Origin of the sequence: Flammeovirga agarivorans, from assembly GCF_012641475.1 — a bacterium.
GTDB lineage: Bacteria > Bacteroidota > Bacteroidia > Cytophagales > Flammeovirgaceae > Flammeovirga > Flammeovirga agarivorans.
Map to the genome: position 1 here is coordinate 181,383 of NZ_JABAIL010000006.1, position 22,869 is coordinate 204,251.

General features: G+C 35.0%; 12 protein-coding genes. 9 read left to right on the forward strand and 3 right to left on the reverse strand.

What is annotated here, in order from left to right; all coding sequences use genetic code 11:
- Window positions 1–434 precede the first annotated feature (434 nt).
- The 5 genes from HGP29_RS19430 to HGP29_RS19450 all read left to right on the forward strand — a co-directional run bounded on the left by HGP29_RS19430 (window position 435) and on the right by HGP29_RS19450 (window position 10,298).
- On the forward strand, window positions 435–1,973 hold the full coding sequence (locus HGP29_RS19430; protein ID WP_168884089.1) for an alpha-L-fucosidase: 1,539 nt from the start codon (window positions 435–437) through the stop codon (window positions 1,971–1,973).
- A 71-nt stretch (window positions 1,974–2,044) separates the two neighbouring features.
- Window positions 2,045–3,919 (forward strand): GH39 family glycosyl hydrolase, encoded by a 1,875-nt coding sequence (locus tag HGP29_RS19435; protein ID WP_168884090.1) that lies wholly within the window; start codon window positions 2,045–2,047, stop codon window positions 3,917–3,919.
- A 522-nt stretch (window positions 3,920–4,441) separates the two neighbouring features.
- The gene (locus tag HGP29_RS19440) at window positions 4,442–5,644 is read left to right on the forward strand and encodes a sensor histidine kinase (protein ID WP_168884091.1); all 1,203 of its coding nucleotides are present in this window, start codon (window positions 4,442–4,444) and stop codon (window positions 5,642–5,644) included.
- Between the two features lie 242 nt (window positions 5,645–5,886).
- Window positions 5,887–9,870, forward strand: coding sequence for a hybrid sensor histidine kinase/response regulator transcription factor (locus HGP29_RS19445; RefSeq protein ID WP_168884092.1), 3,984 nt, complete (start codon window positions 5,887–5,889; stop codon window positions 9,868–9,870).
- 11 nt (window positions 9,871–9,881) lie between these two features.
- Entirely contained in the window at window positions 9,882–10,298 is a 417-nt protein-coding gene (locus HGP29_RS19450) for an energy transducer TonB (protein WP_168884093.1), read from the forward strand.
- 68 nt (window positions 10,299–10,366) lie between these two features.
- Here the strand turns inward: HGP29_RS19450 and HGP29_RS19455 are convergent, their stop codons facing one another.
- The 3 genes from HGP29_RS19455 to HGP29_RS19465 all read right to left on the reverse strand — a co-directional run bounded on the left by HGP29_RS19455 (window position 10,367) and on the right by HGP29_RS19465 (window position 16,831).
- Window positions 10,367–12,091 (reverse strand): hypothetical protein, encoded by a 1,725-nt coding sequence (locus tag HGP29_RS19455; RefSeq protein WP_168884094.1) that lies wholly within the window; start codon window positions 12,089–12,091, stop codon window positions 10,367–10,369.
- 48 nt (window positions 12,092–12,139) lie between these two features.
- Window positions 12,140–13,717, reverse strand: coding sequence for a RagB/SusD family nutrient uptake outer membrane protein (locus HGP29_RS19460; RefSeq protein WP_211093346.1), 1,578 nt, complete (start codon window positions 13,715–13,717; stop codon window positions 12,140–12,142).
- A gap of 72 nt (window positions 13,718–13,789) precedes the next feature.
- Complete coding sequence (locus HGP29_RS19465; RefSeq protein WP_168884096.1) at window positions 13,790–16,831, reverse strand: SusC/RagA family TonB-linked outer membrane protein; 3,042 nt, start codon at window positions 16,829–16,831, stop codon at window positions 13,790–13,792.
- Between the two features lie 592 nt (window positions 16,832–17,423).
- Here HGP29_RS19465 and HGP29_RS19470 point away from each other — a divergent pair.
- From HGP29_RS19470 to HGP29_RS19485, 4 genes are all read left to right on the forward strand, one after another.
- Window positions 17,424–18,452, forward strand: a complete 1,029-nt coding sequence (locus tag HGP29_RS19470; RefSeq protein WP_168884097.1) for a hypothetical protein — start codon at window positions 17,424–17,426, stop codon at window positions 18,450–18,452.
- 36 nt (window positions 18,453–18,488) lie between these two features.
- Complete coding sequence (locus HGP29_RS19475) at window positions 18,489–19,625, forward strand: glycoside hydrolase family 26 protein (RefSeq protein ID WP_168884098.1); 1,137 nt, start codon at window positions 18,489–18,491, stop codon at window positions 19,623–19,625.
- A 6-nt stretch (window positions 19,626–19,631) separates the two neighbouring features.
- The gene (locus HGP29_RS19480; RefSeq protein ID WP_168884099.1) at window positions 19,632–21,515 is read left to right on the forward strand and encodes a sodium:solute symporter family protein; all 1,884 of its coding nucleotides are present in this window, start codon (window positions 19,632–19,634) and stop codon (window positions 21,513–21,515) included.
- 81 nt (window positions 21,516–21,596) lie between these two features.
- A complete protein-coding gene (locus HGP29_RS19485; protein WP_168884100.1) occupies window positions 21,597–22,805 on the forward strand; it encodes a glycoside hydrolase family 130 protein in 1,209 nt (402 codons plus the stop codon).
- The last annotated feature ends 64 nt before the right edge of the window (window positions 22,806–22,869 follow it).

The following is a 22,869-nucleotide window of genomic DNA, read 5'->3' on the forward strand; positions in this document are numbered from 1 at the left end:
TCTTTTAAGTCTCTTCGACTAGTCCAAAAAATTCGTGTACAAATTACACAAAAATAATCCGTCAATAGCTACTCTGTTGGGGGAAAAATTAAAATACCCCCTTTAAATGCGAAAATAATTTTCCTTGATAATTACAAAAATACGGCCATTGCATTGAATAGAGCGGGTTAAGGTATAATAGTAACCCGTACGCAGCCCTTTTTGGGCAACAAACATAAAAGTGGATATTGTTAGGGGGTGAAAAATTCATTTTGATGAAATATTTTGCAAAATCAGGACTCTATTCTTTGAAGTGTAATTATGACCCCTCTATTTCAAATTATAATTTCCAAGTCCTCTTCTTTAGATCCGATAAATTTGAAGTATTGATGTGGCGATCACATTTGATAACAAGTCAGATTGATAAGTATTACTATATATATAAAGAAAGAAGTATGAGAAATGTAATTATATTCATTACGGCTGTCTTTCTCGGATCTTGTTCTGTACAAAAAGATAACAAGGTTTCTAACAGAGAAGTTTTTGAGCCAAATTGGGAGTCTCTCCAACAGTATGATGTGCCAGATTGGTTCCAAGATGCAAAGCTAGGTATCTTCATTCATTGGGGTGCTTATTCGGTACCAGCATACGGTTCAGAATGGTACCCACGATTAATGTATATGGATAGTGTGGAGTGGGGACCCAACGGTGACACTAAGAAGATTGGGGCAACGAATATGAACCAATATCATGTTGAGCACTTTGGTTCATTAGATAAATTTGGCTACAAGGACTTTATCCCAATGTTTAAAGGAGAGAATTTTAATGCTTCGGAATGGATAGATATCTTTGAGAAGTCAGGAGCAAAATATATTGTACCTGTGGCAGAGCATCATGATGGTTTCGCTATGTATAAATCCAATCATACACGATGGAATGCTGTTGATATGGGACCTAAAAAAGATATACTTGGAGAATTAACTAAGGAAGCAAGAAGAAGAGATATTAAAATTGGAGCATCATCACATTATGCTTTTAATTGGAATTACTTTACCTATAAAAAAGGATTCGACACAATGAATCCTGAATATAGTGATTTATATAGCAGACCTCATGATCACTATGCTCCGGCAGACCAAGAATTTCTAACACATTGGTGGAATAGAACGGTGGATATTATCGATAATTACCAACCAGATATTTTATGGTTTGATTTCTATATCGATAGAGAAGAGTTTATGCCGTATCACCCTAAATTAGCTGCATATTACTACAATAAAGGAATTGAGTGGAAGAAGGACGTAGTGTTACAGACTAAAAATTTCAAGATGGTAACTTTCCCAGAAGGGACGCATGTACTGGATATTGAAAGAGGTAAAATGTCTGATATAAGCCCTAGAGTATGGCAAACGGATACGTCTATTGGAAAAAATTCTTGGGGTTATGTGACGAATTGGGAATCGAAAGATGCCAATACAATTATCGATGACCTTGTAGATATTGTTAGTAAAAATGGTTGTCTATTATTAAATGTAGGACCTAAAGCAGACGGTACAATTCCAGAAGATCAAGTAGCAATATTGATGGAAATCGGTGAGTGGCTATCTGTAAACGGAAAGGCGATTTATGGTTCAAGACCTTGGGAAATCTATGGAGATGGACCAACACAGGTAGCAACAGGACATCACACAGAAGGAAAAAATAAAGAGTTAACAGCAAATGATTTCCGTTTTACGACAAATAATGGAAAACTATATGCGATCTCAATGGCTTGGGCCAATAATGGAAAAGTGAAAATCCCTGTATTAAAAACATCTTCGCAATACATTTCCTCTGGTATCAAAAACATTAAGTTATTAGGACATAAAAAATCGTTGGATTTTACACAGAATGATAAAAATTTAGTGATTCAGTTACCAAAAGAGAAACCATGTAATCATGCGTTCGTTTTTGAAATTGAATTTGAAGACAAAGATCAAATAGCATTACAGTAAAATAGTAAATTTAATAGAAACTGAAAGCTGTTCCTCCAATAGAGAACAGCTTTTTTTAATATATAAATAATATGAAAAAACTAATCTTACTCTCTCTAATGGTCATCAGTCAAGGGTTAGCACATGGCCAAGATCAAAGGAGTACTAAAGCTAAAGTAATCGTAGAACCTTTAACCAAAGTAGCTTATGAGGGTGTTTCTACTTTTGAAAGAAAGAGGTACATCAATGTGCATTCAAATTATGAACATATCCCTAAAGAATTTCGAGACTATCTGTATGATAGTTTGGGGGTATCAGATGGACGTAGATTTGGCTTAGGAACTCCTTCGAATAAGCTAAGTCAGACCAATCATAAACACCCAGGAACTTTCTCTAAGAAAGTATTTGAGAAGGAGATGAAAAGTATTCAGAAAAAGGGCAGAGACTATCGCTTTGAAGAAGAGATGATTGTTACTTCACATCCTGGTTCTTACTTTCCTGTAGGTAATTTTGTGATGACTTCCCCTAAGAAAAATCTTGTGGGCATAGAGGCAATCAATGCTTACTACGTAGGGAGAATGAGTGAAGAAAATATCACAAAAGGATATGTAGAGCTACTAAATGAACCATTCGTACATGATCGTTCTATGCACACGACCGTAGATACAATCATAGAGATGTATTCGACAACTGCTAAAGCAATCCATAAAAAATATCCTAAAGTAAGAGTGGGTGGCCCTGGACATGCTTGGCCTGCTTATGAATTGAATGATTTTCAAATCTGGAAAGAACGTATGGGTAGTTTTATCGAGAAAGCGGGTAAGGAAATGGACTTTTTATCTGTTCATTTATACTCTACCTATTATGACGATAAAGCCAGTTATAGAGCAGGTGCAAATGCAGAAGCTATTCTAGATCTTATTGAAGCTAAATCAAAAGAAGTAACTGCGACTTTTAAGCCTATGGTGATCTCAGAATATGGAGCAGGATTTAAGAAAGGAACTAAAATTAGAGAAGACTATTTTGCTCAAAGAGATTGGTTTATCATGCATGCTGTAAATTCTAAAATGTTTCAGTTTATTCAGCGTCCACATGTTATTCAAAAAGCGGTGCCTTTTATTTGTGGTACAGCCACTTGGTATGATTCTCCTTACCCTTATCCATTTGTATTATTTCATGAACAAGAAAATGGAGGGTTTAAGATTACTCATTTGATGAAGTTCTATGAATTTTGGAAGGGAATTGAAGGTGATTATGTATATACAAAGTCTAATAATGCTGATATTCAGTCTTTTTCTTTGAGAAAGGATAACAAGACTTATATCTGTTTTGATAATCTTGAAGACAAAAAACAACCTCTTGATTTATCCGTTTTAGATTTGAATAAAAAGGATATTTCATCGATAAAAGTAAGACGATTATACTCTCTAGGACAAGTACCTATTCTTGAAGAAAAATTAGTCGATGATATCTCACAACTTACACTTTACCCTGATGAGACAATGATCATTATTTTAGAGGAGAAAGAAACAGAAAAGTGGAGTTCGGTAGTAGATGTTAGCCAAGAGTATCATCAAGATTTAATCACGAAAATTGATAAAAAGGGTAAAGAGTTTACTTTTGCTACGGACACTGATAACTTGGCTTTTGCTCAATTATGCCTAGGTGTTTCTAAACCAATTTCTCTTAATGAAGTTCCTGTAATTGTATTAAATGGCCAAAAATTAATATATGACCCCAATGAAATGGGTAGAACCCAAGACTTTAAAGAGTTAACTTTTGAGGGAGCCGAAGAACCGAAAGTAAAGCGACCTCAACAACAAAATTTCTTTGGTGTTTATAAGATAGATTTACCTCAAAAATTATTGAAAAAGAAGAATATTGTTACAGTATCTTTTGAGAGAGGCGAAGGCTTTGTTTCTACTTTTAAGGTTGTTTCTGGACATAGAAGAAACCTTGAAAATTAGGTAACTCTAGTGATATTGTACTTTTTTAAAGATAGGTTATCACTTGGTTAAGTCCTGATTAGAAAACTACATTAAAGTAGCAGAATATTTACACATAAAACTAAAATCCCTAGAAAATCCAATCGTATTTTTCTAGGGTTTTAGTTGAAATATTACATAAAACTGTCACCACCCACTCATTTATTATCACACCTAACACTTTGAAAACTAACTAATAATCAATATTTTGAATGAAGATTTTAATTTAATGTGGAACCCATGAATTCGAAAACGTCAGAACCCAAGGTTTTGTTGATATTACTGACCTAAGTCTGATATATTGAATATACAAATACTAGAATTTATCAATTCTTGAAAGTTTGATAAAATAGACCGCTAACCACTAAATTGTAGTGGATACTATTGGAAGCTTATCAAGTCCTGGAAATAATAGCTATTGATCCCTAAATGTAAAGGGATAATGAAAATGAATAATACGCTCTAAATTGATATTGACCCTGAATACTATTAATTAACACTAATATGATACAACCCGTAATACCAAAGAACGAACTTGAAAGATTAGAAGAATTAAAATCTTATTCCATTTTAGATACGTTGGAAGAAGATGATTACGATAACCTAACAGCCATAGCTAGTGAAATTTGTCAGACGCCAATTTCATTGGTTAGTCTCGTTGATGATAAACGCCAATGGTTTAAATCTCACCATGGAATTGATGCAGATCATACTCCAAAAGAAGTGGCTTTTTGTGCACACGCTATCAATAAGCCAAAAGAAGTATTGATTGTCAATGATTCAAGAGAAGATGTACGTTTTCATGACAATCCATTAGTGGTAGGAGAGACTAAAGTGATATTTTATGCCGGAGTTCCTTTAGTTTCTGAAAAAGGATTACCTATGGGAACGTTGTGCGTCATTGATCATGAACCTAGAGAGTTAACATCCTCTCAGGTAGAAACGCTAAGAGCTCTAGGGCAGCAAGTAATGCGACTAATGGAGTTGAGAAAAAGTAAGAAAGTATTAACTCAAACAGTACTTACCTTAGAAGAAAAAAATAAAGAATTAGATAAGTTTGCCTATGTCGCTGCCCATGACTTAAAATCTCCTTTAAACAACATACTAAATATCTCAGAATTATTATCAGAGCAGTATGGAGCGACTTTAGACATCACTGGAAATAAGCTGATTGGACACATTATTGAGTCTTCAAAAAAATTACGTACACTAATCGTAGATATTTTAAACTATAGTAAGAATCAGCATCTTATTAAAGATAAAAAAGACTTTGTGACTTTTAAGGATATTAAAAATAGTGTTCAAGATTATTTCTTTAATGATTTTAGTACAGCTATTTCCTTTAACACTGATGTAGATGAATTGTTAATCAATAAAACGGCTCTGGATCAAGTATTGATTAATATTATTTCGAATGCCATCAAATACAATGACAAAGACTTAATAAAGGTAGAAATTGGAATTTCAGAAACCGATAGATATTATCAATTTTATGTAAGAGACAACGGTTCTGGGATCGATGAAAAAGATCAAAAGGAAATCTTTGAATTATTTAAAGTTATTTCATCGCAAGATCGATTTGGATCTTCAGGAAATGGTATTGGATTGGCGACAGTAAAAAAGATTGTCCAAGCCTTGGGTGGAGAAATTTGTTTAGAGTCAGAAAAGAATGTTGGAACGACTTTCCATTTTAGTATTGAAAAGTAAAAATTAAGAAGTTATAGGTGATCATCTACCATTATTTTTATCAGTTAAATCTAATAAAAATGTAAAAAGGAATATTGTATGTCATCAGTATAGGACTTTCGTAAGAAATATTGTTTTTTATCCTATTTTAAGCCATATTTATACTCTAGGAGTCATTGTATAATAGGCGTTATATGAGGTTAATTTTTATACTAATTTTTTTCATTACTTTTCTTGTTCAGCTTCAGGCAACTCCTCTAAAATTGGAGAAATTTACGGGTTCAGTAACTAACATCATTCAAGATAAAGAAGGCTATTTATGGTTTACATCATGGGATGGTTTATATAAATTCGATGGATACGAGATTACCGTATTCGGAGAAAGAAACTATCAGCCTTTATTGGATAAAAAGATTGCCACCATAATGGAACATTCTAATGGGCAGTTATGGATTGGTACAGACAATAACGGCATTTTTATTTATGATAAGAAGTCGGATAGTTTTGAACACCTTACTCAAAATTCAGAATCTGCAAGAACATTAGATATTCAAAGAATCACTTCATTCTCTGAAGACGATTACGGCAATGTATGGATTGGTACGCAGGGAAATGGATTGGTATTTTATAATATCAGTGACAAGTTATTTACAGAGTATACTCAAAAAGAATTTGGTAGTATCTTTAATGCCCAACTTTTTCAAGATTTAGTAGTGTCAGTTCACTATGATGCTAATGGATATATTTGGTTTGGTACCATGCAAGGCCTGGGATGTATGGACATTAAAACAAAAGAAGTATTCTTACTTTCAGGAAAAGAATATATTGGTGTATACAGTATCTACCAAACAGAAGATAACGATATTTGGTGCTCGAATATGCAAGGGCTATTTACGGTATCTTTCAAAAATAAATCATTACAAGGTGAGATTATTACGGAGTTAATCAGTAACAAGAAGTCTTATATCAAGAAATCGTATTCTGATGAGGATAGACTTTGGTTTATGACTGCCAATCAAATTTATGCAATTGATCTAAAAACAAAGCAGCTTCAAGATGTTGAAGAGTTTAAAACTAATACGTCATTCTCTGCCATTTTTGAAGATCGAGCAGGTGTACTTTGGGTAGGAACCCATTTTGGTGTTTATTCATTAGATCTTTTTAAGAAACCAATCCAGCCTTTACTTAATGAGATTATTGATCCTGTAGCTGCTATTGAAGAAATCGATCAAAAAATATGGCTAGGTACTATTGATGGTAAATTGTACTACGAAAAAGATAAGACAATTACAGGAGCTTCTAATTATGTACAACATCAACATCGTTTTGAACAAATTACAGGTATAGCGGAATATGATAATTCTACTTGGGTTTCGACTGCGGGAAAAGGTGTAGTCCACCTTGATAACACTTCTGCAAAAATTATCCATCAATATACTACTCAGAAAGAAATTGTGAACCTCTTTGTGATGTCTGTTGCAAAGAGTAATTATGATAACAGCCTTTGGATTGGATTTTGGGATTCAGGCATTTCATACTATGATAAAGAACTAGACCGATTTGCGTCTCTGAATACGGGAAAAGGAAGAGAATTGTTGAGTATGCCCATTGTAAAGATCTACCCTGAAAAGGAGGGGGAACTTTGGATTGGTACAAGAGGAAAAGGGTTATGGAATGTGAAGTATAACAAGGATTATGTAATCACTGATGTAGAGCAATTTAATGTACAAACGCCTACTATGAATACATCCTTGATTTCAGATATTGTTGAAAAGGATCATAAAACGTTATTGGTAGCAACGGAAAACGGTCTCTTTGAATTTATAAAAAACAGGAAAAGTTTCTCTCAAAAAAACGTTCCTGCCAAACTATTAAAAGCCACTATTAGTAGTATCGTCAAAACACCTAATAACAAAATTTGGGGAACCACACTGACCAATGCTTTTGAGTGGAAGGATGGAAATTATTTCACTTACAGTACAGAAGATGGACTACTTAATGAAAGATATTACAACAAATCGAAGAAGCTAACTTCTAAAGGAAATATCCTATTGGGTGGTGAAAAAGGGGTTGACATGCTAAAAGTGCCAGATTTTATTGAGAATCCTTATAAAGTTGAACCTGTTATTTCTCGTTTTTATTTGAATGAAAGAGAAATCCATCCACAGGAAAAAATCGATGCAAAAGTGATCCTTAAGGATGAAATCAATAAAACAGAGGAGCTCTTTTTGACACATGATCAAAATTCATTCTCTTTCTATTTATCTACCTTAAACTATTCAAAAGGGGAGAAGAAAGTGTTTAGGTATATATTGGAAAACCTAGATAAAGAATGGGTACAAACTACAGAAGATAAACATATCATTTCATATAATGGATTGATGCCTGGTAAATACCAATTAAAGATAAAAGCAGCCAATGTCGATGGTATTTGGAGTGATGAAGTAAAAACATTAACCATCAATATTAGTCCGATTTGGTATAAATCTACCTTGGCATATATCTTCTATCTTGTGATGTTTATTGGGCTGATTACGTACATAATGATGTGGTGGAGACGTAAAGTTCATAAAGCCAATGAAGAAAAATATGAGCATCTTAAAATGAGAGATGAAAAGGTAGAATACGAGAGAAAAGTAAACTTCTTTACAAATCTATCGCATGAATTACGTACTCCACTTACCCTTGTATTAGGTCCTATCGAACAAATTGCAAAAAACAATACGGTACAATCAGCCCTTCAGGAGCCCTTAGGGATTGCCTACCGAAATGCCCAAAGATTATTACGTTTAACAGATCAGTTGATGTTTTTGACCAAAAGTCAACATGGTCAGATGCATTTAAACATCAAATTAGAGAATACAAATACTGTAATAAAAGATGCTACAGATGCTTTCAAGCATATCGCAAAGCGTAAAAAGATAAACTATACGATTAACTTCCTCGATACACTTCAAGAAAACATCTACCTAGATAAAGTGATGTTAGAGGCGGTGATGTATAACATCTTATCGAATGCCTTCAAATATAACGTAGATAATGGCGGGGTATGGGTGAATGTTTCTACTGTTGATTTTGAATCCATACAAAACAAATTATACAATTATACAGGGAATGCTCCATCAAAATATTCTAACCGTTATTTAAGTGTTGAAATTAAAGACTCGGGAATTGGTATAAATAAAGAGGACATTGAAATTATCTTCGATCGTTTCTATCAAGTAAAGTCTAATACTGATACGGGTTCAGGAATAGGTTTAGCATTTTCTAAGTCCATTATTGAAGCCATGAAAGGGATCATCTATGTAGAAAGTGAACTTTCATTGGGTTCAAAATTTACATTATATATCCCTTCAGATGACGATTTCTATTCTTCAGAAGAAAAGAAAAATGAGTCTAGTGAGTTAGTATCGAAGCTTCTTTATTCAGAAACTGAAAAATTAGAGTTTGTGAAGAAGTCCAATGAAGAAGTGGTAAGTGAGAAGGTGGATAAAGAAGAGCTTATTTTAATTGTTGAAAAATCGAATGAGATTAGAGAGTACATTGCGAGTATTTTAGAAAAAGAGTATAAAATCATGTACGCCGAAAACGGTTTAGATGCTTATGAGAAAATGCTGAAATACTATCCATCTTTAGTGATTTCTGAAATCTATTTAGAGGGACTAGATGGACTACAACTTTCAGGAAAAATTAAATCGGGTGAGAAAACGAAAAATACACCAATTATCCTTCTGTCGTCTAACCCAGATACTCAAGAACGAATTAAAGCATTAGAAGCTGGAGCAGATTCATTTATTGCAAAACCATTTTCTCCAAAACATATGGAGGTAAGGGTGAACCAATTGTTGAAATCGAGATCGAATATTTTATCTTCTGATAAAACAAGTAAGAAGACGAAGAAAAAGACGAATCAAAAAGCTGAAATATCTTTTGAGGATCAAACAAGAAAGATCATCGAACGAAATATTTCAGAAGCAGAATTCTCAGTGCCTGAATTAGCAAAAGAAATGGATATGAGTAATATTCAGTTTTACAGAAAAATGAAGGCCGAAACAGGGATGCCTCCTGTGGAGTTTGTAAGGAATATTCGATTACAAAAAGCTTTGGAGTTACTAAAAACATCAGAATTGAATATTTCTGAAATCGCTTATGAAGTTGGTTTTAATGACCCTCAATATTTCAGGAAATCATTCAAAAAGCAATTTGGTCAGACGCCAACACAGTATCGTAAACCGATTAAAAATTAAACGAAGGATAAATGTATTACAATTTACTGTTGTTATTTTGTTTGTCCTCAATTACATTATTTGCTCAAGAAAAGTCGAAGTGTGTATCAACATATGATGCTGAACTAGGTGAAGAGGTTTATGAATACTTAGATGAACCTGCGACTACTAAAGGTGAATCATCTAAACTTTTTAGAACACTGGTAAAGAATATTAAATATCCTACTGAAGCCAAGAGAATTGGACTTGAAGGTAAATTGTATATTGATTTTGTAGTGACAAAAAAAGGGAAGGTGGCGAATCTAAGAGTAAGTATTGGAGATGTTCCTCTGGATGATACAGAATCTGTTTATCGGGTGCTTTCCAATGAAGAATGGATTATAGGAAAATGTAATGGTAAACATGTAGCTACAAAATTAAAAATTGTAATAACCATTTGCCTAGGATAGAAAGAGGTAAAAGAAAAGGCCCCAATCAAAAAAATGATTGGGGCCTTTATTATAAACAGTTGTGATGATTAGAACATTGGTCCATCAGTAATCATGATGTCATCAACATTCATTTCATATCTTTCTCCATCAATATTACCTGTAGAGAAACCAAATGCTAGATAATCTAATGTACCTGTGAAGTCTGGTTTTTCAGCGTCACCACCCCAGTTACTCCAAGACATTGTACTTAATCTGAAAGTATATAATGTCCATTCTCCATTAGTTTCCACATAGTAATTCTCTCTATCAATATCACTACCAAACTTAGTGTCATTTTGGTAAATCTCGAACTGTAAGTTACCTTTTGCATTACCTGTGTTTACCCAGAATGAAAGGTGTGGATCAGTAACACCAGAAAGGTCTAAACTGTTTGAGTTGTCCATCTTTAATGTACCAGTCCAATTCCATGAAGTAGCACCATCTAAGTTCACATGGATATAATGGTCACCTGCAATTGCAGACATGCTACCACCATCGATACTGTTTGTAGCTCCACCACCATTATCTTCCCAGATATAAGTAGCTGTTTCAAAGTTTTCTAACTCCTTTGCTACGATAACTGGACCATCAGTGATCATAACATTGTCAAGGTTTAAGATATAAGGATTGGCTCCATTACCTTGTTTGTAAGATAATTTCACAAAATCTAATGTACCTTTGATATCTACAGCTTCTAATCCGCCGCCCCAATCAGATAACTCTAACTCTTTTAAGCTAACTGTTACCCATTGCCACTCGTTATTTGTAGCTCTAAATACATAGTTGTCACCTTCGTTACCAGTGTTACTTGCCTTAAAGTCAGCACCGTTTTTGTTTCCATTTTGGCCAATTTCTAATTGGAAATAACCTTGAGAGTTCTCAGAGTTAATTTGGAAGCTTAAGTGTGGATCAGTAAAAGTAACCAAGTCAATCGGCTGACCATAGTATAATTGTCCCATCCAAGAAGTCCAGCCATCACCATCTGCTTTTCTTACTGTTAAGTAGTGATCTCCTCTACCTTTTGAAATACCATTACCAGCATCTAAACCATTTTCAGGAGTAACATCACCTGGTTCATAAGGGTTAACGCCATCTTCAAAATCAAATAGAACTACAGGTTCTACAGGATCAAAGAATTCACCTGCATCCTCAACAGTGATAGATCCAGATTCTGGAACGTTAGATTCAGCATTATATGTTGAAACTTTAATCGTTACTTCATCTGCTAAATCGCTTGGTGCTAAAACGTTAATTTGAGATGCATTGCTATTGATACCATCTACCTCAATAGTGTGGCCACCAACGACAACTTCATAAATTAAATCAACATTTGTTCCTTTGATCGTAAAAACCTGACCTCTTGTGATCAGCGTAGGGTATTCTACATTTTCAGTAAGCGGGTAGATAGGTTCGAACGCACTTTCCGAAAGCACTTCCTGCTTATAAGCATTGACAACTCTTAATTGAGAAGTTTCGAAGATTCTTGGTAGTACTGCATTAATTGTATCCTCTGTAGCACTTACTGTGATTTCAGTACAAGGCGTTTCTCCAATATATACTTTAGCATTTTTAAAGTTTTCACCAACCAAAACGAAAGGCTCACCAATAACGGTAGGATTTTGGATGTTAGAGTCAGCGATTTTTGGTTGAGGGTAGTCAATGTCGTTAGATTGACTGTACTCTTTTTGAGTAGTACAAGCGTTCATTCCGCATAACATTCCAAAGAATGCTATGCCTAATGATGCTTTATGTATTTGATTTTTAATATTCATGATTTGTAATCTCTATAAGTAAGCAAAATTTAGAAAGAGTGCTTAGGATTAATAACCAGGGTTTTGAGTTAATCCAAATGAAGCTACTTCTGCTGCTGGGATAGGTAAAACAGGAACCCCGTTTAGTTTTTTACCTTCCATATTTGAAACAACAGTGCTACCAGTAATTTCATCTCTGTATCCAATGTTGTCTTTCTGAATAGCAGCTTCATAGTTATCTGTTCTTAACAGATCCCATAAACGTAGACCTTCCAATGATAGCTCTACTCTTCTCTCATGAAGAATGGCAGCTAAAAGGTCATTTCCTGAGGCTGTTACTTCTGGTAAAGCCGCTGAATTATCTCTTTCAGTATAATCATTAGATTCCTCAGTCCAACCCTTAGGGTAAGTCATGTTTCTCGCTCTGTCTCTTACTTCGTTTACTCTCTGACGAGCCATTCCTTCATTACCCAAGTGATACGCAGCTTCAGCATTCATCAATAATACATCTGCATATCTTAATTTTCTTTGGTTCTGAGGATTGTCAGATTGCTCATTTGGACGAAGTGCTTGGTCCATTAATACTTTTCTTGGGAAGTAACCAGACAAGAACTGAGAGGCTGATACACCTTGTGCAACACCATGAGCAAATTGTCCATTCTGACCTGCAGTCCATTCTAAACGCGGATCATTTTCTTCAAATTCATCTACCAAATCTTGCGTAGGGTTTAAGAATCCCCAACCCCAACCTTTGATATCAGCAGTACCTCTTGGAGCTGTTAAGATAGGAGAAGTAGAACCTGTGTTTTGGTTGGCCCAACCTGTATTTGAAGTAGTGTGTTGTACTTCAAAGATAGAACCCACACCGTTTTCACCATCTTTTTCAAATACTGTAGCTAAATTAGACGCTAAGCTGTATTGACCTGAGTTGATTACTGCATTAGTTAAATCATATACTTCTTGCCAAGTATTGTCATTAGATTTCCAGATACCAATATCATACATGGATACTCTTGCGTGGTAGGCTAAAGCCGTACCTGATGTTGCTCTACCCAATTCCATTTCAGATCTGTTACCTAACATGCTGGCCGCAGAATCTAAATCTGCTTCGATTTGAGCGATAACATCTTTTACTGGAGTTCTTCCGATAGATCCAATTTCTTCTGGTGAAACTGGAGCCGTAAATAAAGGTACATCACCAAATAATCGTACTAAGTAGAAGTAGCTGTATGCTCTGATAAATAGTGCTTCGCCTACTAATTGATCTCTAGTTTCCTCATCAAAACTAGTAGCAGGAGAGATACCCTGGATCGCTGTGTTGGCTCTGTGAATAGCTTGATAATATGTTTTCCAAGCAGAGTGAGAGGTGGCGTTTACATTTACAGCAGACCATTCTTTCAACATCTGCACATCTTGCATATCGCCAAAGTCAGATCCACCTTTCCAAGAGTTGTCGGTCATTACTTCTCCAAACATCCACTCTTGCATATGAGCAACAACACCTTGATCTTGTGCAATGGCTTGGTAACATGCGTTGACTGCCATTTGAGCATTTTCAAGATCATCATAATATGCCGGAGTATCTACAGCCTGACCTTGTGGCTCTCTATCTAAGAAACTTGAACAGCTATTTCCTAGTGTTAGCATGCTACAACATGCTAGTACATTTATAATATTTTTGAATTTCATTTCTTTTCTACTTTTACGTGATTCCTCTGATTAAAAAGTAACATTCAAGCCTAATGAATAAGTAGTAGATTTTGGATAGTTACCAATATCAACACCTTGTGCTAATGGATCACCGTAATGATCACCTACTTCAGGATCATAACCACTGTAGTTAGTTAGTGTAAATAAGTTATCTACTGAAGCATAAACTCTGAAACGTTGCATGTGTAATTTCTTACAAACATTCTCATTGAAAGAATAACCTAATTGAACGTTTTGTAATCTTAGGTAAGAAGCATCTTCCACATATCTGTCAGAGAATCTACGGTTGTTGTTTGGATCACCCGATACAACTCTTGGTAAAGTACCTTCAGGATTGTTTTCTGGGTGGAAACGGTTATCGTAGTAATTTTTAGTTTGATTTTTCTGAACGTTAGAATCTTCAATCCAGAACTTCTGAATATTGGCTACTTCATTACCATATGAGCCAGTGAAGAATAAGTTCATGTCAAACCCTTTGTACTCTAGTCCAATATTGAATGAACCTGTAAATGTTGGGATAGCAGAACCAAGGTTAGTTTTATCTTCATCATCAATAGTACCGTCACCATTTAAATCGACAAACTTCACATCACCGATGCCAGCATTAGGTTGTAGTGGATTACCGTCTGCATCAACATGTGCATCTAACTCTTCTTGTGATCTAAAGATACCGTCTGTTTTATAACCATAGAAGTAAGCAATTTCTTGTCCTTCTTCGGTTCTTGTAGTATATCCTAACTTGTCAATATAACCACCATCAATGTGACCAGTTTCACCTAAGTCAGTAATTTTGTTATCGATGACTGCGATATTAGCACCAACATTCCATTTTACTTCATGCTCAACATTTCTGTAGTTGATGGCGAATTCAAAACCTTTGTTTTGCATAGTACCTACGTTGACATTTGGAGAGTTTGCACCTACATAGTCAGGAACAGGCTGTGGAACCACCATGTCTTTAGTATCCTTAATGAAGTATTCTGCACTTACAGTAATCTTGTCGTTTAAGAATCCTGCATCTACACCAAAGTTGGTCATTTGTGCAGATTCCCATCTTAAATCAGGGTTAGACATTGTTGTTGGAATACGACCTTCAACGACATTACCATCAACCACATATCTTAAGTTGTTTGTTACCGTTGATAAGTAATCATTGTTACCTGCAGAAGATTGATTACCTACTTCACCCCAACCAGCTCTCAGCTTAAGTTGTGAGACAATTTCAGAAGTTTGTAAGAAATCTTCTTCTTTGATATTCCATCCTGCAGAGAATGATGGGAAGAATCCCCAACGGTTACCTTCTGCGAATTTTGATGAACCATCTGCTCTAAATGTGGCTGTCAATAAATACTTGTTGTCGTAGCTATAGTTAGCTCTAGCAAAATACGATTGTAATGAATTGGCTCCTTGTGAAGAGGTAGCGAAATAATCAGCACCTTTTGCAGCACCTAAATATCTCATGTTTTCATTGAAAGGAACATCATAACCTGTAGCCATAATATTGTTGTAGCTGAAGTATTGCATCTCCATACCTACCATTGCTCCGAAGTTGTGATTTCCAATACTTTTCGTATAGTTAGCATAGTTAGACCAAACCCAGTCAAACTTGTTGTTTCTATGTTCATCCAACTGAGAAGTCATTCTTTGTTCTTCATTCGAAACAAAGAATTCAGGGTAGTACATCTTTTGTTGTTGGTTTCTATAATCCACACCAAAGTTGGATGTTAACGTTAGGTCTTTCGTTGCTTTAGCATTCAAAGAGAAGTTACCAACGATTCTGTTATCCCAAGAACGTTTGTATTGTTCTTGCTCTGCCATTCTTGCAGGGTTGTTGTTATAAGACCAAGTTGCTCTAGCATAAGATCCATCAGGGTTATATACTGGAGTAATTGGGTCTGTCCATAATGCTTGAGTTAGCGGACTTGAATAAACATCATTCAAGTTTGTAAGAGAGTAATTTGCGTGTGTATAGGCAATGTTTTGTCCAAAGTTTAACCAATCGTTGAATTTATGTGTGTTGTTGAACTTCACAAAGAATTTCTCCAAGTCAGTTCCTTTTAATATCCCTTCATCTTTCACATAAGATGTAGAGAAATTGAATTGATTCTTTTCAGAACCACCGTTAATTCCTAAGTTGTAATTTTGGAAAGATCCTTCTCTTAATAATTCATCTTGCCAGTCAGTACCTTTATAGTTACCATTTGCTACATATTTTAATTGCTCATACTCATCTGTACCTTCAGCAAATCTGTTGGCTTCTAATCCCATCTGAGCATATTCTGATGCATTAGCCATCTCAATAGTGTTAGACGCTTGCTTAACACCAGTTTGTGCATTAAATGTATACGTTACTTTATCTTGTACTTTACCTTTCTTTGTGGCAATTAAAATAACACCATTGGCACCTCTTGAACCATATACTGCAGTTGCCGAAGCATCCTTTAGTACTTCCATAGATTCAATATCTTGAGGAGCAATGTGCGAAATGTCTTGCATTGGGAAACCATCAACTACATATAAAGGATCTGAGTTGTTGATCGTACCAATACCTCTTACTCTTACTTTTGATCCTGAGGCAGGGTTACCAGAGTTGGTTACTTGTACACCTGGTACACGACCTTGAAGGGCTTTGTTTACATCCTCAGTGGCTATAACAGTCAATTCATCCGTTTTTACGGTCGAAACTGAACCTGTTACATCACTCTTTTTAGCAGTACCATAACCGATAACAACTACTTCTTCTAATTCTTCTAGGTCTACTTCCATATTAATCTTGAACTCTGTCTGAGTACCTACATTAATATTTTGACTTATATAGCCAATAGAAGAAATTGCTAATACTGTATCATTAGTTTTTACGTTTAACTGAAATTTACCATCAAAGTCGGAGATTGTTCCAATAGTTGTTCCTTTAATAGTGATGTTCACCCCTGGAAGAGGACTACCTGTTTCATCTGATACGCTACCTTTTATTGTTCGTTCTTGTGCGTAGGCACTTATTGAAAATGTAATAGCGATGAACAGCAGAAAAAAATTTTTTAAGATCTGCATGACTATCTTTTATTGTTTAGTTGTTGTTCTATCTAAATGACTTTAGTAAAACATAAATTAAAAATAACCGCGGCGTTATGTTACAAATGTAGGGTAGACACTAATTACTTCAGAGGTTGATTTTTGACAAAAAGGAGTCTGAAAAAATATTTTTTTATCAGGGGAGAAATTTTAAATAGGGAAAAAAATTACATTTTTGATGAAAATTTACCCCTACTTGAAAGTGTCGGAAGTGTTTATCATTTATCCTTCTTTTTAACCTTGAATGCATTAGCGAAATTTTCGAATCTTACCCGTTAATTTATGATGATAGTTGTTTCATTTCATATATTTTTTGATGAAAAAGGAACTTTTTTATGTGATTCATATTCTTCAAATATTATACCTAATTGATGAAAAAATCTACTAATAATGCTCATTTAAGCTAAATAGAGAAGGTTTATGATTAAAAAGTGCCTAAATGCTATTTGTCGAATTAAGTAGTATTTGTTCATAGGCCTTATCAAAATTAAAAATCTCCATATCGTCCTTTAATTGTATCAAGTACATTTGAGGTATAACCATTTGGAAGTTTTTAAAATCTATCTCTGAAATGAAGAATATATATACATACATAGTGATCATTTTTTACTCTTTGTGTGTAGTGTCATGTTCTTCAAATCAAAAGAAAGTAGTGATAGAAAAAAAAGAGATTCCAAATGTAATTATTACCACAGACATTAATAATAAGGATTATTCCATTACAGATGAACATGCATTTTTATACTTATTATGGTACCTAAATAATGTTAGTGTTCAATCAGTAATGCTAGATGAATACAATGATTATGGTCTTGAAATCTTAAATAATATTATACAGTGTTATGCTCAAGATTATAAGAACCAGAGTTATTCATTTGAAGCTAGGAATTTTCCTTCGCCAGATGATCTTAAGAAGACTATTCTTACAGATAAAGAAAAGGGGATTAAAAAGGTCATCCGACAGATAAGACAAAGTAACGATTCACCAACATATTTCCTAGTACTTGGGAGTATGAAGACGGTGAAAGAAGTTCTTTTTAGAGCACCGGATTTGGCAAAGAAAGTAAGAGTTATCTCCGTTGCTTCAGGAATTAAACCTCCTGATGAAGATGTTTGTGGGAACCTGAACTGGAATGGTTGGGGAAGAACGGAAATCTTTGAAAGGTTTACAGAACTATGGTGGATAGAAAACGATTGGGCATTTAAAGGAATCTCAGAAGGAGAGGAATCGAACAAGTTGTATAAAGAAGTGATCCATTTCGGAGCGATGGGTAAATATCTTTCTGAAAAGGAGAACACTTTTTTCAACTTAGAAGAAGCTATTCCATTTATGTTTCTCATCGATCCACAAGTAAATACCAAGTATCCAGAATTTGGAGGATGGACCGGGAATTACATCAAACCATTTCCGGTAGAACGTCCAAACTATTGGGTAGACAGAGCAAATACCAAAAAATGGAATTATCAAAAACCATGTAATACTTGGGACCTTGCTTTTCAGGTGTTGAATGAACGAAAAATGAGCATTGTTGATCGTAGGGACGACATGTCAACTTCACTATTATCTAATCTAAACAAACTGTATTCCTCAAATAAATAAAAGAGGAGTGAACGAAATTTTTTAAAATTCAGAATAATGAAAACACAGAATTTAATCGCTTTATTTCTGTTTTGTTTTATATCTATTGGTAGTACAAATGCTACTGATAAGGAAAATGAACCAAAACTAAATGATAAAAAAGCAACTAAAGCAACCAACGCATTATACCAAAAATTATCTCAGGTATCGGCTGAAGGTAAAACAATTTTTGGGCATCAAGATGATTTAGCATATGGATACCATTGGTGGGGCAATGGGTCTGACGTAAAGAATGTAACAGGTGATTATCCAGGTCTTTACGGATGGGACATGGGTGAAATTGGAAATGATAAAAATTTAGATGGTGTTTTATTTAGTGACATCAAGAAATATATCAAAGAAGCTTATGCTAGAGGAGGCATGACAACTTTGTCATGGCATATGATTAACCTTAAGGCAAAAACAAGTTCATGGGACACCACAAGGGTTGTTGATGAAATGCTTAAAGGAGGAAAATATCATGAAGACTTCTTAAAGAAACTAGATCTATTCGCAGATTTTGTCAATGACTTAGAGATTGATGGAGAAAAGATTCCTGTACTTTTTAGACCTTGGCATGAACATAACGGATCATGGTTCTGGTGGGGAGGTAAAAATGTCACTGAAGAGGATTACAAAAGCTTATGGCAGTTTACTGTAAAGTACTTAAGAGATAAGAAAAAAATACACCACCTGATTTATGTGTACTCTACGGATGCTTTTCAAACGGAAGAGCAATACCTAGAAAGATTCCCAGGTGATGAATATGTAGATGTATTAGGTTTTGACGATTACGGTGCATTTAGAGAAAATGCTACACCAGAAAGAGAAGCTTGGGTGATCAATGAATTGGAAATTGTAGCCAAGCTTGCAGATAAGAAAGGTAAAGTTTGTGCCTTTTCAGAGTCTGGCCTTGAAGCCGTAACTGATGACACTTTCTTTACTGAAAAACTACTTCCAAAGTTAAACCATAATGAATGGACAAAGAAGGCAGCTTATATGATGCTATGGAGAAATGCGAATTATGAAAAAGAACAAAGAGACCATTTCTATGTGCCTTATAAAGGACATTCTTCAGCAAGTGATTTTATAAAATTTGTTGAAGACCCAAGCATCCTTTTAGAGTCTGAATTATCTAAAATGAAAGTAAACTAATTCATTATGCAACTCGAAGTATTAGACTTGATCATCATAGGTTTATACCTGCTTTCAACAGTAGTAATTGGTATCTACCTTAAAAAACAAGCCTCAAAAAATATGGAATCTTATTTCCTAGGAGGCAACTCATTACCATGGTATATGCTGGGTTTATCCAATGCATCTGGGATGTTTGATATCTCTGGTACCATGTGGATGGTATATCTATGTTTTGTATATGGATTGAAAAGTGTTTGGATCCCGTGGCTATGGCCTGCATTTAACCAGATTTTCCTGATGATTTATTTATCTATTTGGTTGCGTAGATCAAACGTATTAACTGGTGCAGAGTGGATTAGAACAAGATTTGGTGATGGTACCGGTGGAAAATTATCACACATGGTTGTTGTGTTTTTCGCCATCCTGAGCTGTTTAGGTTTTCTGTCTTATGGTTTTATTGGTATTGGTAAATTTATCGAGATCTTCATACCATGGTCATATGTTGGGCAGTTTATGCCATTTGATCTAACGGCAGAGCAAGTACCTTATGTTTATGGTATTCTGTTTACAACTATCGCTACGTTTTATGTAGTTATGGGAGGTATGCTTTCAATTGTTTGGACAGACGTTTTACAATTTGGTATCATGACTGTTTCTGCGATCGTTATTGCAGGCATTGCAATGTTCCAAGTAGATGCAGATACGTTAATGGGTATGGTACCAGAAGGATGGAACTCTCCATTATTCAATTATGATTTACATATGGATTGGTCCGCTTATATCCCTTCCGTAAATGATAAAATTTCAAACGATGGCTTTTCACCATTTTCTATCTTCTTTATGATGATGTTGTTTAAAGGATTCTTTGCATCGATGGCTGGTCCAGCACCAAACTTTGATATGCAAAAGATTTTATCGACAAAGTCGCCAAAGGAAGCTGCAAAAATGAGTGGTTTTGTATCTGCAGTTATGTTCTTACCAAGATACTTAATGATAGGTGGGTTTACCATCTTAGCTGTAGTATACTTTAGTGGAGATATTAATGCTGCCGGATCAGGTTTTGATTTTGAAAATATCTTACCAATGGCCATTAAAGAATTTGTTCCTTCAGGGCTTATGGGATTATTATTAGCAGGTTTATTGGCTGCTTTTATGTCAACCTTCGCTTCTACGGTGAATGCCGCTCCAGCTTATTTAGTGAATGATATTTACTTAAGATATATCAACCCTAATGCAAGTGGTAAACTACAAATGAGAGCAAGTTATATCATATCAGCTTCAGTAGTAGTTTTAAGTACTATTATTGGTTTATATGTTGAGGATATTAATTCTGTATTACAATGGATAGTTTCTGCACTGTATGGTGGTTATATTGCTGCTAACTTCTTAAAATGGCATTGGTGGAGATTTAATGGTCATGGATTCTTCTGGGGTATGGCAGCAGGTATTGCCGCGTCAATGGTTTTCCCATTAGTGTTTAAAGAAACTTTAGAGTTGTATTACTTCCCATTACTCTTTGTTGTTTCATTAATCGGTTCTGTTGCAGGTACTTTACTGACAGCTCCAACAGAAGAAAAAACGCTAATGAACTTCTACAAGTCGGTAAAACCTTGGGGTTTCTGGGGGCCAATAAAGCGTAAAGTGATGGAGAAAGATCCAAGCTTTGAAAGTAATAAAGATTTCAAAAAAGACATGTTCAATGTTGTAACGGGTATCGTATGGCAGTCAATGCTAACACTATTGCCTCTATACATTGTGATCAAGGAGGAAATGGGAATTCTTTCAACTGCAGCCATCTTAATTATTACCACGCTAATCCTTAAGAAAAATTGGTACGATAAGTTGCCTGAAGAACCAATAAAGGTTCCTGAAAATAAAGAAGAAAAAGAACTAGTATCAGCCAACTAAAATATTGCTTTTAAGAAGCAATAGGGAGATATAAAGTAGAATAAATTACAAACGAAGTAGAGAGTACAAAATATTATCAAGATGAATTTTAAAGAGAAATTAGTCGATATAATTGAAAAACAAGAAGTATTACTAAGCAAGAAAAATACTCCTTCAGAAGCATATAATGGTATTTTTACGAAATATAAACATCCAATTATTACTGCAGAACATACACCTGTATATTGGAGATATGATCTAAATGAAGCGACGAACCCATTATTACAAGAGCGTATTGGAATGAATGCTACTTTCAATGCTGGTGCAATCCGCTTCAATGGGAAATATGTACTAATGGTAAGAGTAGAAGGTGTGGATAGAAAATCATTCTTTGCCGTTGCAGAAAGTGATAATGGTATCGATAATTTCAGATTTTGGGATAAACCAGTTTTAATGCCTGAAACGGATGAACCGGATACTAACGTTTACGATATGCGTTTAACACAACATGAAGACGGTTGGATCTATGGTATTTTCTGTACAGAAAGAAAAGATCCTAATGCACCATCAGGAGATACATCTTCTGCCGTAGCTGCGGCAGGTATTGTTCGTACTAAAGACTTGGTAAACTTCGAACGTCTTCCAGATTTAATCTCTTATTCTGGTCAACAAAGAAATGTAGTATTGCACCCAGAATTTGTAGAGGGTAAATATGCTCTTTACACTAGACCTCAAGACGGGTTTATAGATACGGGTTCTGGAGGCGGAATTGCCTGGGGGTTAACAGACTCAATGGAAAATGCCGAGGTAAAAGAAGAGGTTGTGATTGAACCGAAAGTGTATCACACCATTAAAGAAGTAAAAAACGGACAAGGACCGGCTCCAATCAAAACTTCAGAAGGTTGGTTGCATCTAGCACATGGTGTTAGAAATACTGCAGCAGGTCTTCGTTATGTATTGTATATGTTTATGACTTCTTTGGAAGATCCAACAAAAGTAACACATCGTCCGGGTGGACATTTTATTGCTCCATTAGGAGAGGAAAGAGTTGGCGATGTTTCTAATGTAGCTTTTGCAAATGGTTGGATTGCAGATGAAAGTGGAGAAGTGAAAATATATTATGCGTCATCCGATACTAGAATGCATGTGGCGACTTCTACTGTAGCACAGTTAATAGACTATTGTAAGAATACTCCCAAAGATGGTTATCGTTCAGTAACATCAGTGCAGACGATTCATGATATGGTCGATCAGAATGAAAAAATGATAGACGAATTGGGACTTACTATTCCTAACAGACAAACTGTTTAAATGATAAGAAGAGAGAGGTGAGAGGTATAGTTGCAAGTTTCATTAAATCTCACCTCTTTTTCTT

Coding starts and splice junctions, on each gene's coding strand:
- HGP29_RS19450 (WP_168884093.1), top strand. CDS start 9,882: ATGTATTACAATTTACTGTTGTTATTTTGTTTGTCCTCAATTACATTA.
- HGP29_RS19485 (WP_168884100.1), top strand. CDS start 21,597: ATGAATTTTAAAGAGAAATTAGTCGATATAATTGAAAAACAAGAAGTA.
- HGP29_RS19435 (WP_168884090.1), top strand. CDS start 2,045: ATGAAAAAACTAATCTTACTCTCTCTAATGGTCATCAGTCAAGGGTTA.
- HGP29_RS19430 (WP_168884089.1), top strand. CDS start 435: ATGAGAAATGTAATTATATTCATTACGGCTGTCTTTCTCGGATCTTGT.
- HGP29_RS19465 (WP_168884096.1), bottom strand. CDS start 16,831: ATGCAGATCTTAAAAAATTTTTTTCTGCTGTTCATCGCTATTACATTT.
- HGP29_RS19460 (WP_211093346.1), bottom strand. CDS start 13,717: ATGCTAACACTAGGAAATAGCTGTTCAAGTTTCTTAGATAGAGAGCCA.
- HGP29_RS19475 (WP_168884098.1), top strand. CDS start 18,489: ATGAAAACACAGAATTTAATCGCTTTATTTCTGTTTTGTTTTATATCT.
- HGP29_RS19455 (WP_168884094.1), bottom strand. CDS start 12,091: ATGAATATTAAAAATCAAATACATAAAGCATCATTAGGCATAGCATTC.
- HGP29_RS19470 (WP_168884097.1), top strand. CDS start 17,424: ATGAAGAATATATATACATACATAGTGATCATTTTTTACTCTTTGTGT.
- HGP29_RS19440 (WP_168884091.1), top strand. CDS start 4,442: ATGATACAACCCGTAATACCAAAGAACGAACTTGAAAGATTAGAAGAA.
- HGP29_RS19480 (WP_168884099.1), top strand. CDS start 19,632: ATGCAACTCGAAGTATTAGACTTGATCATCATAGGTTTATACCTGCTT.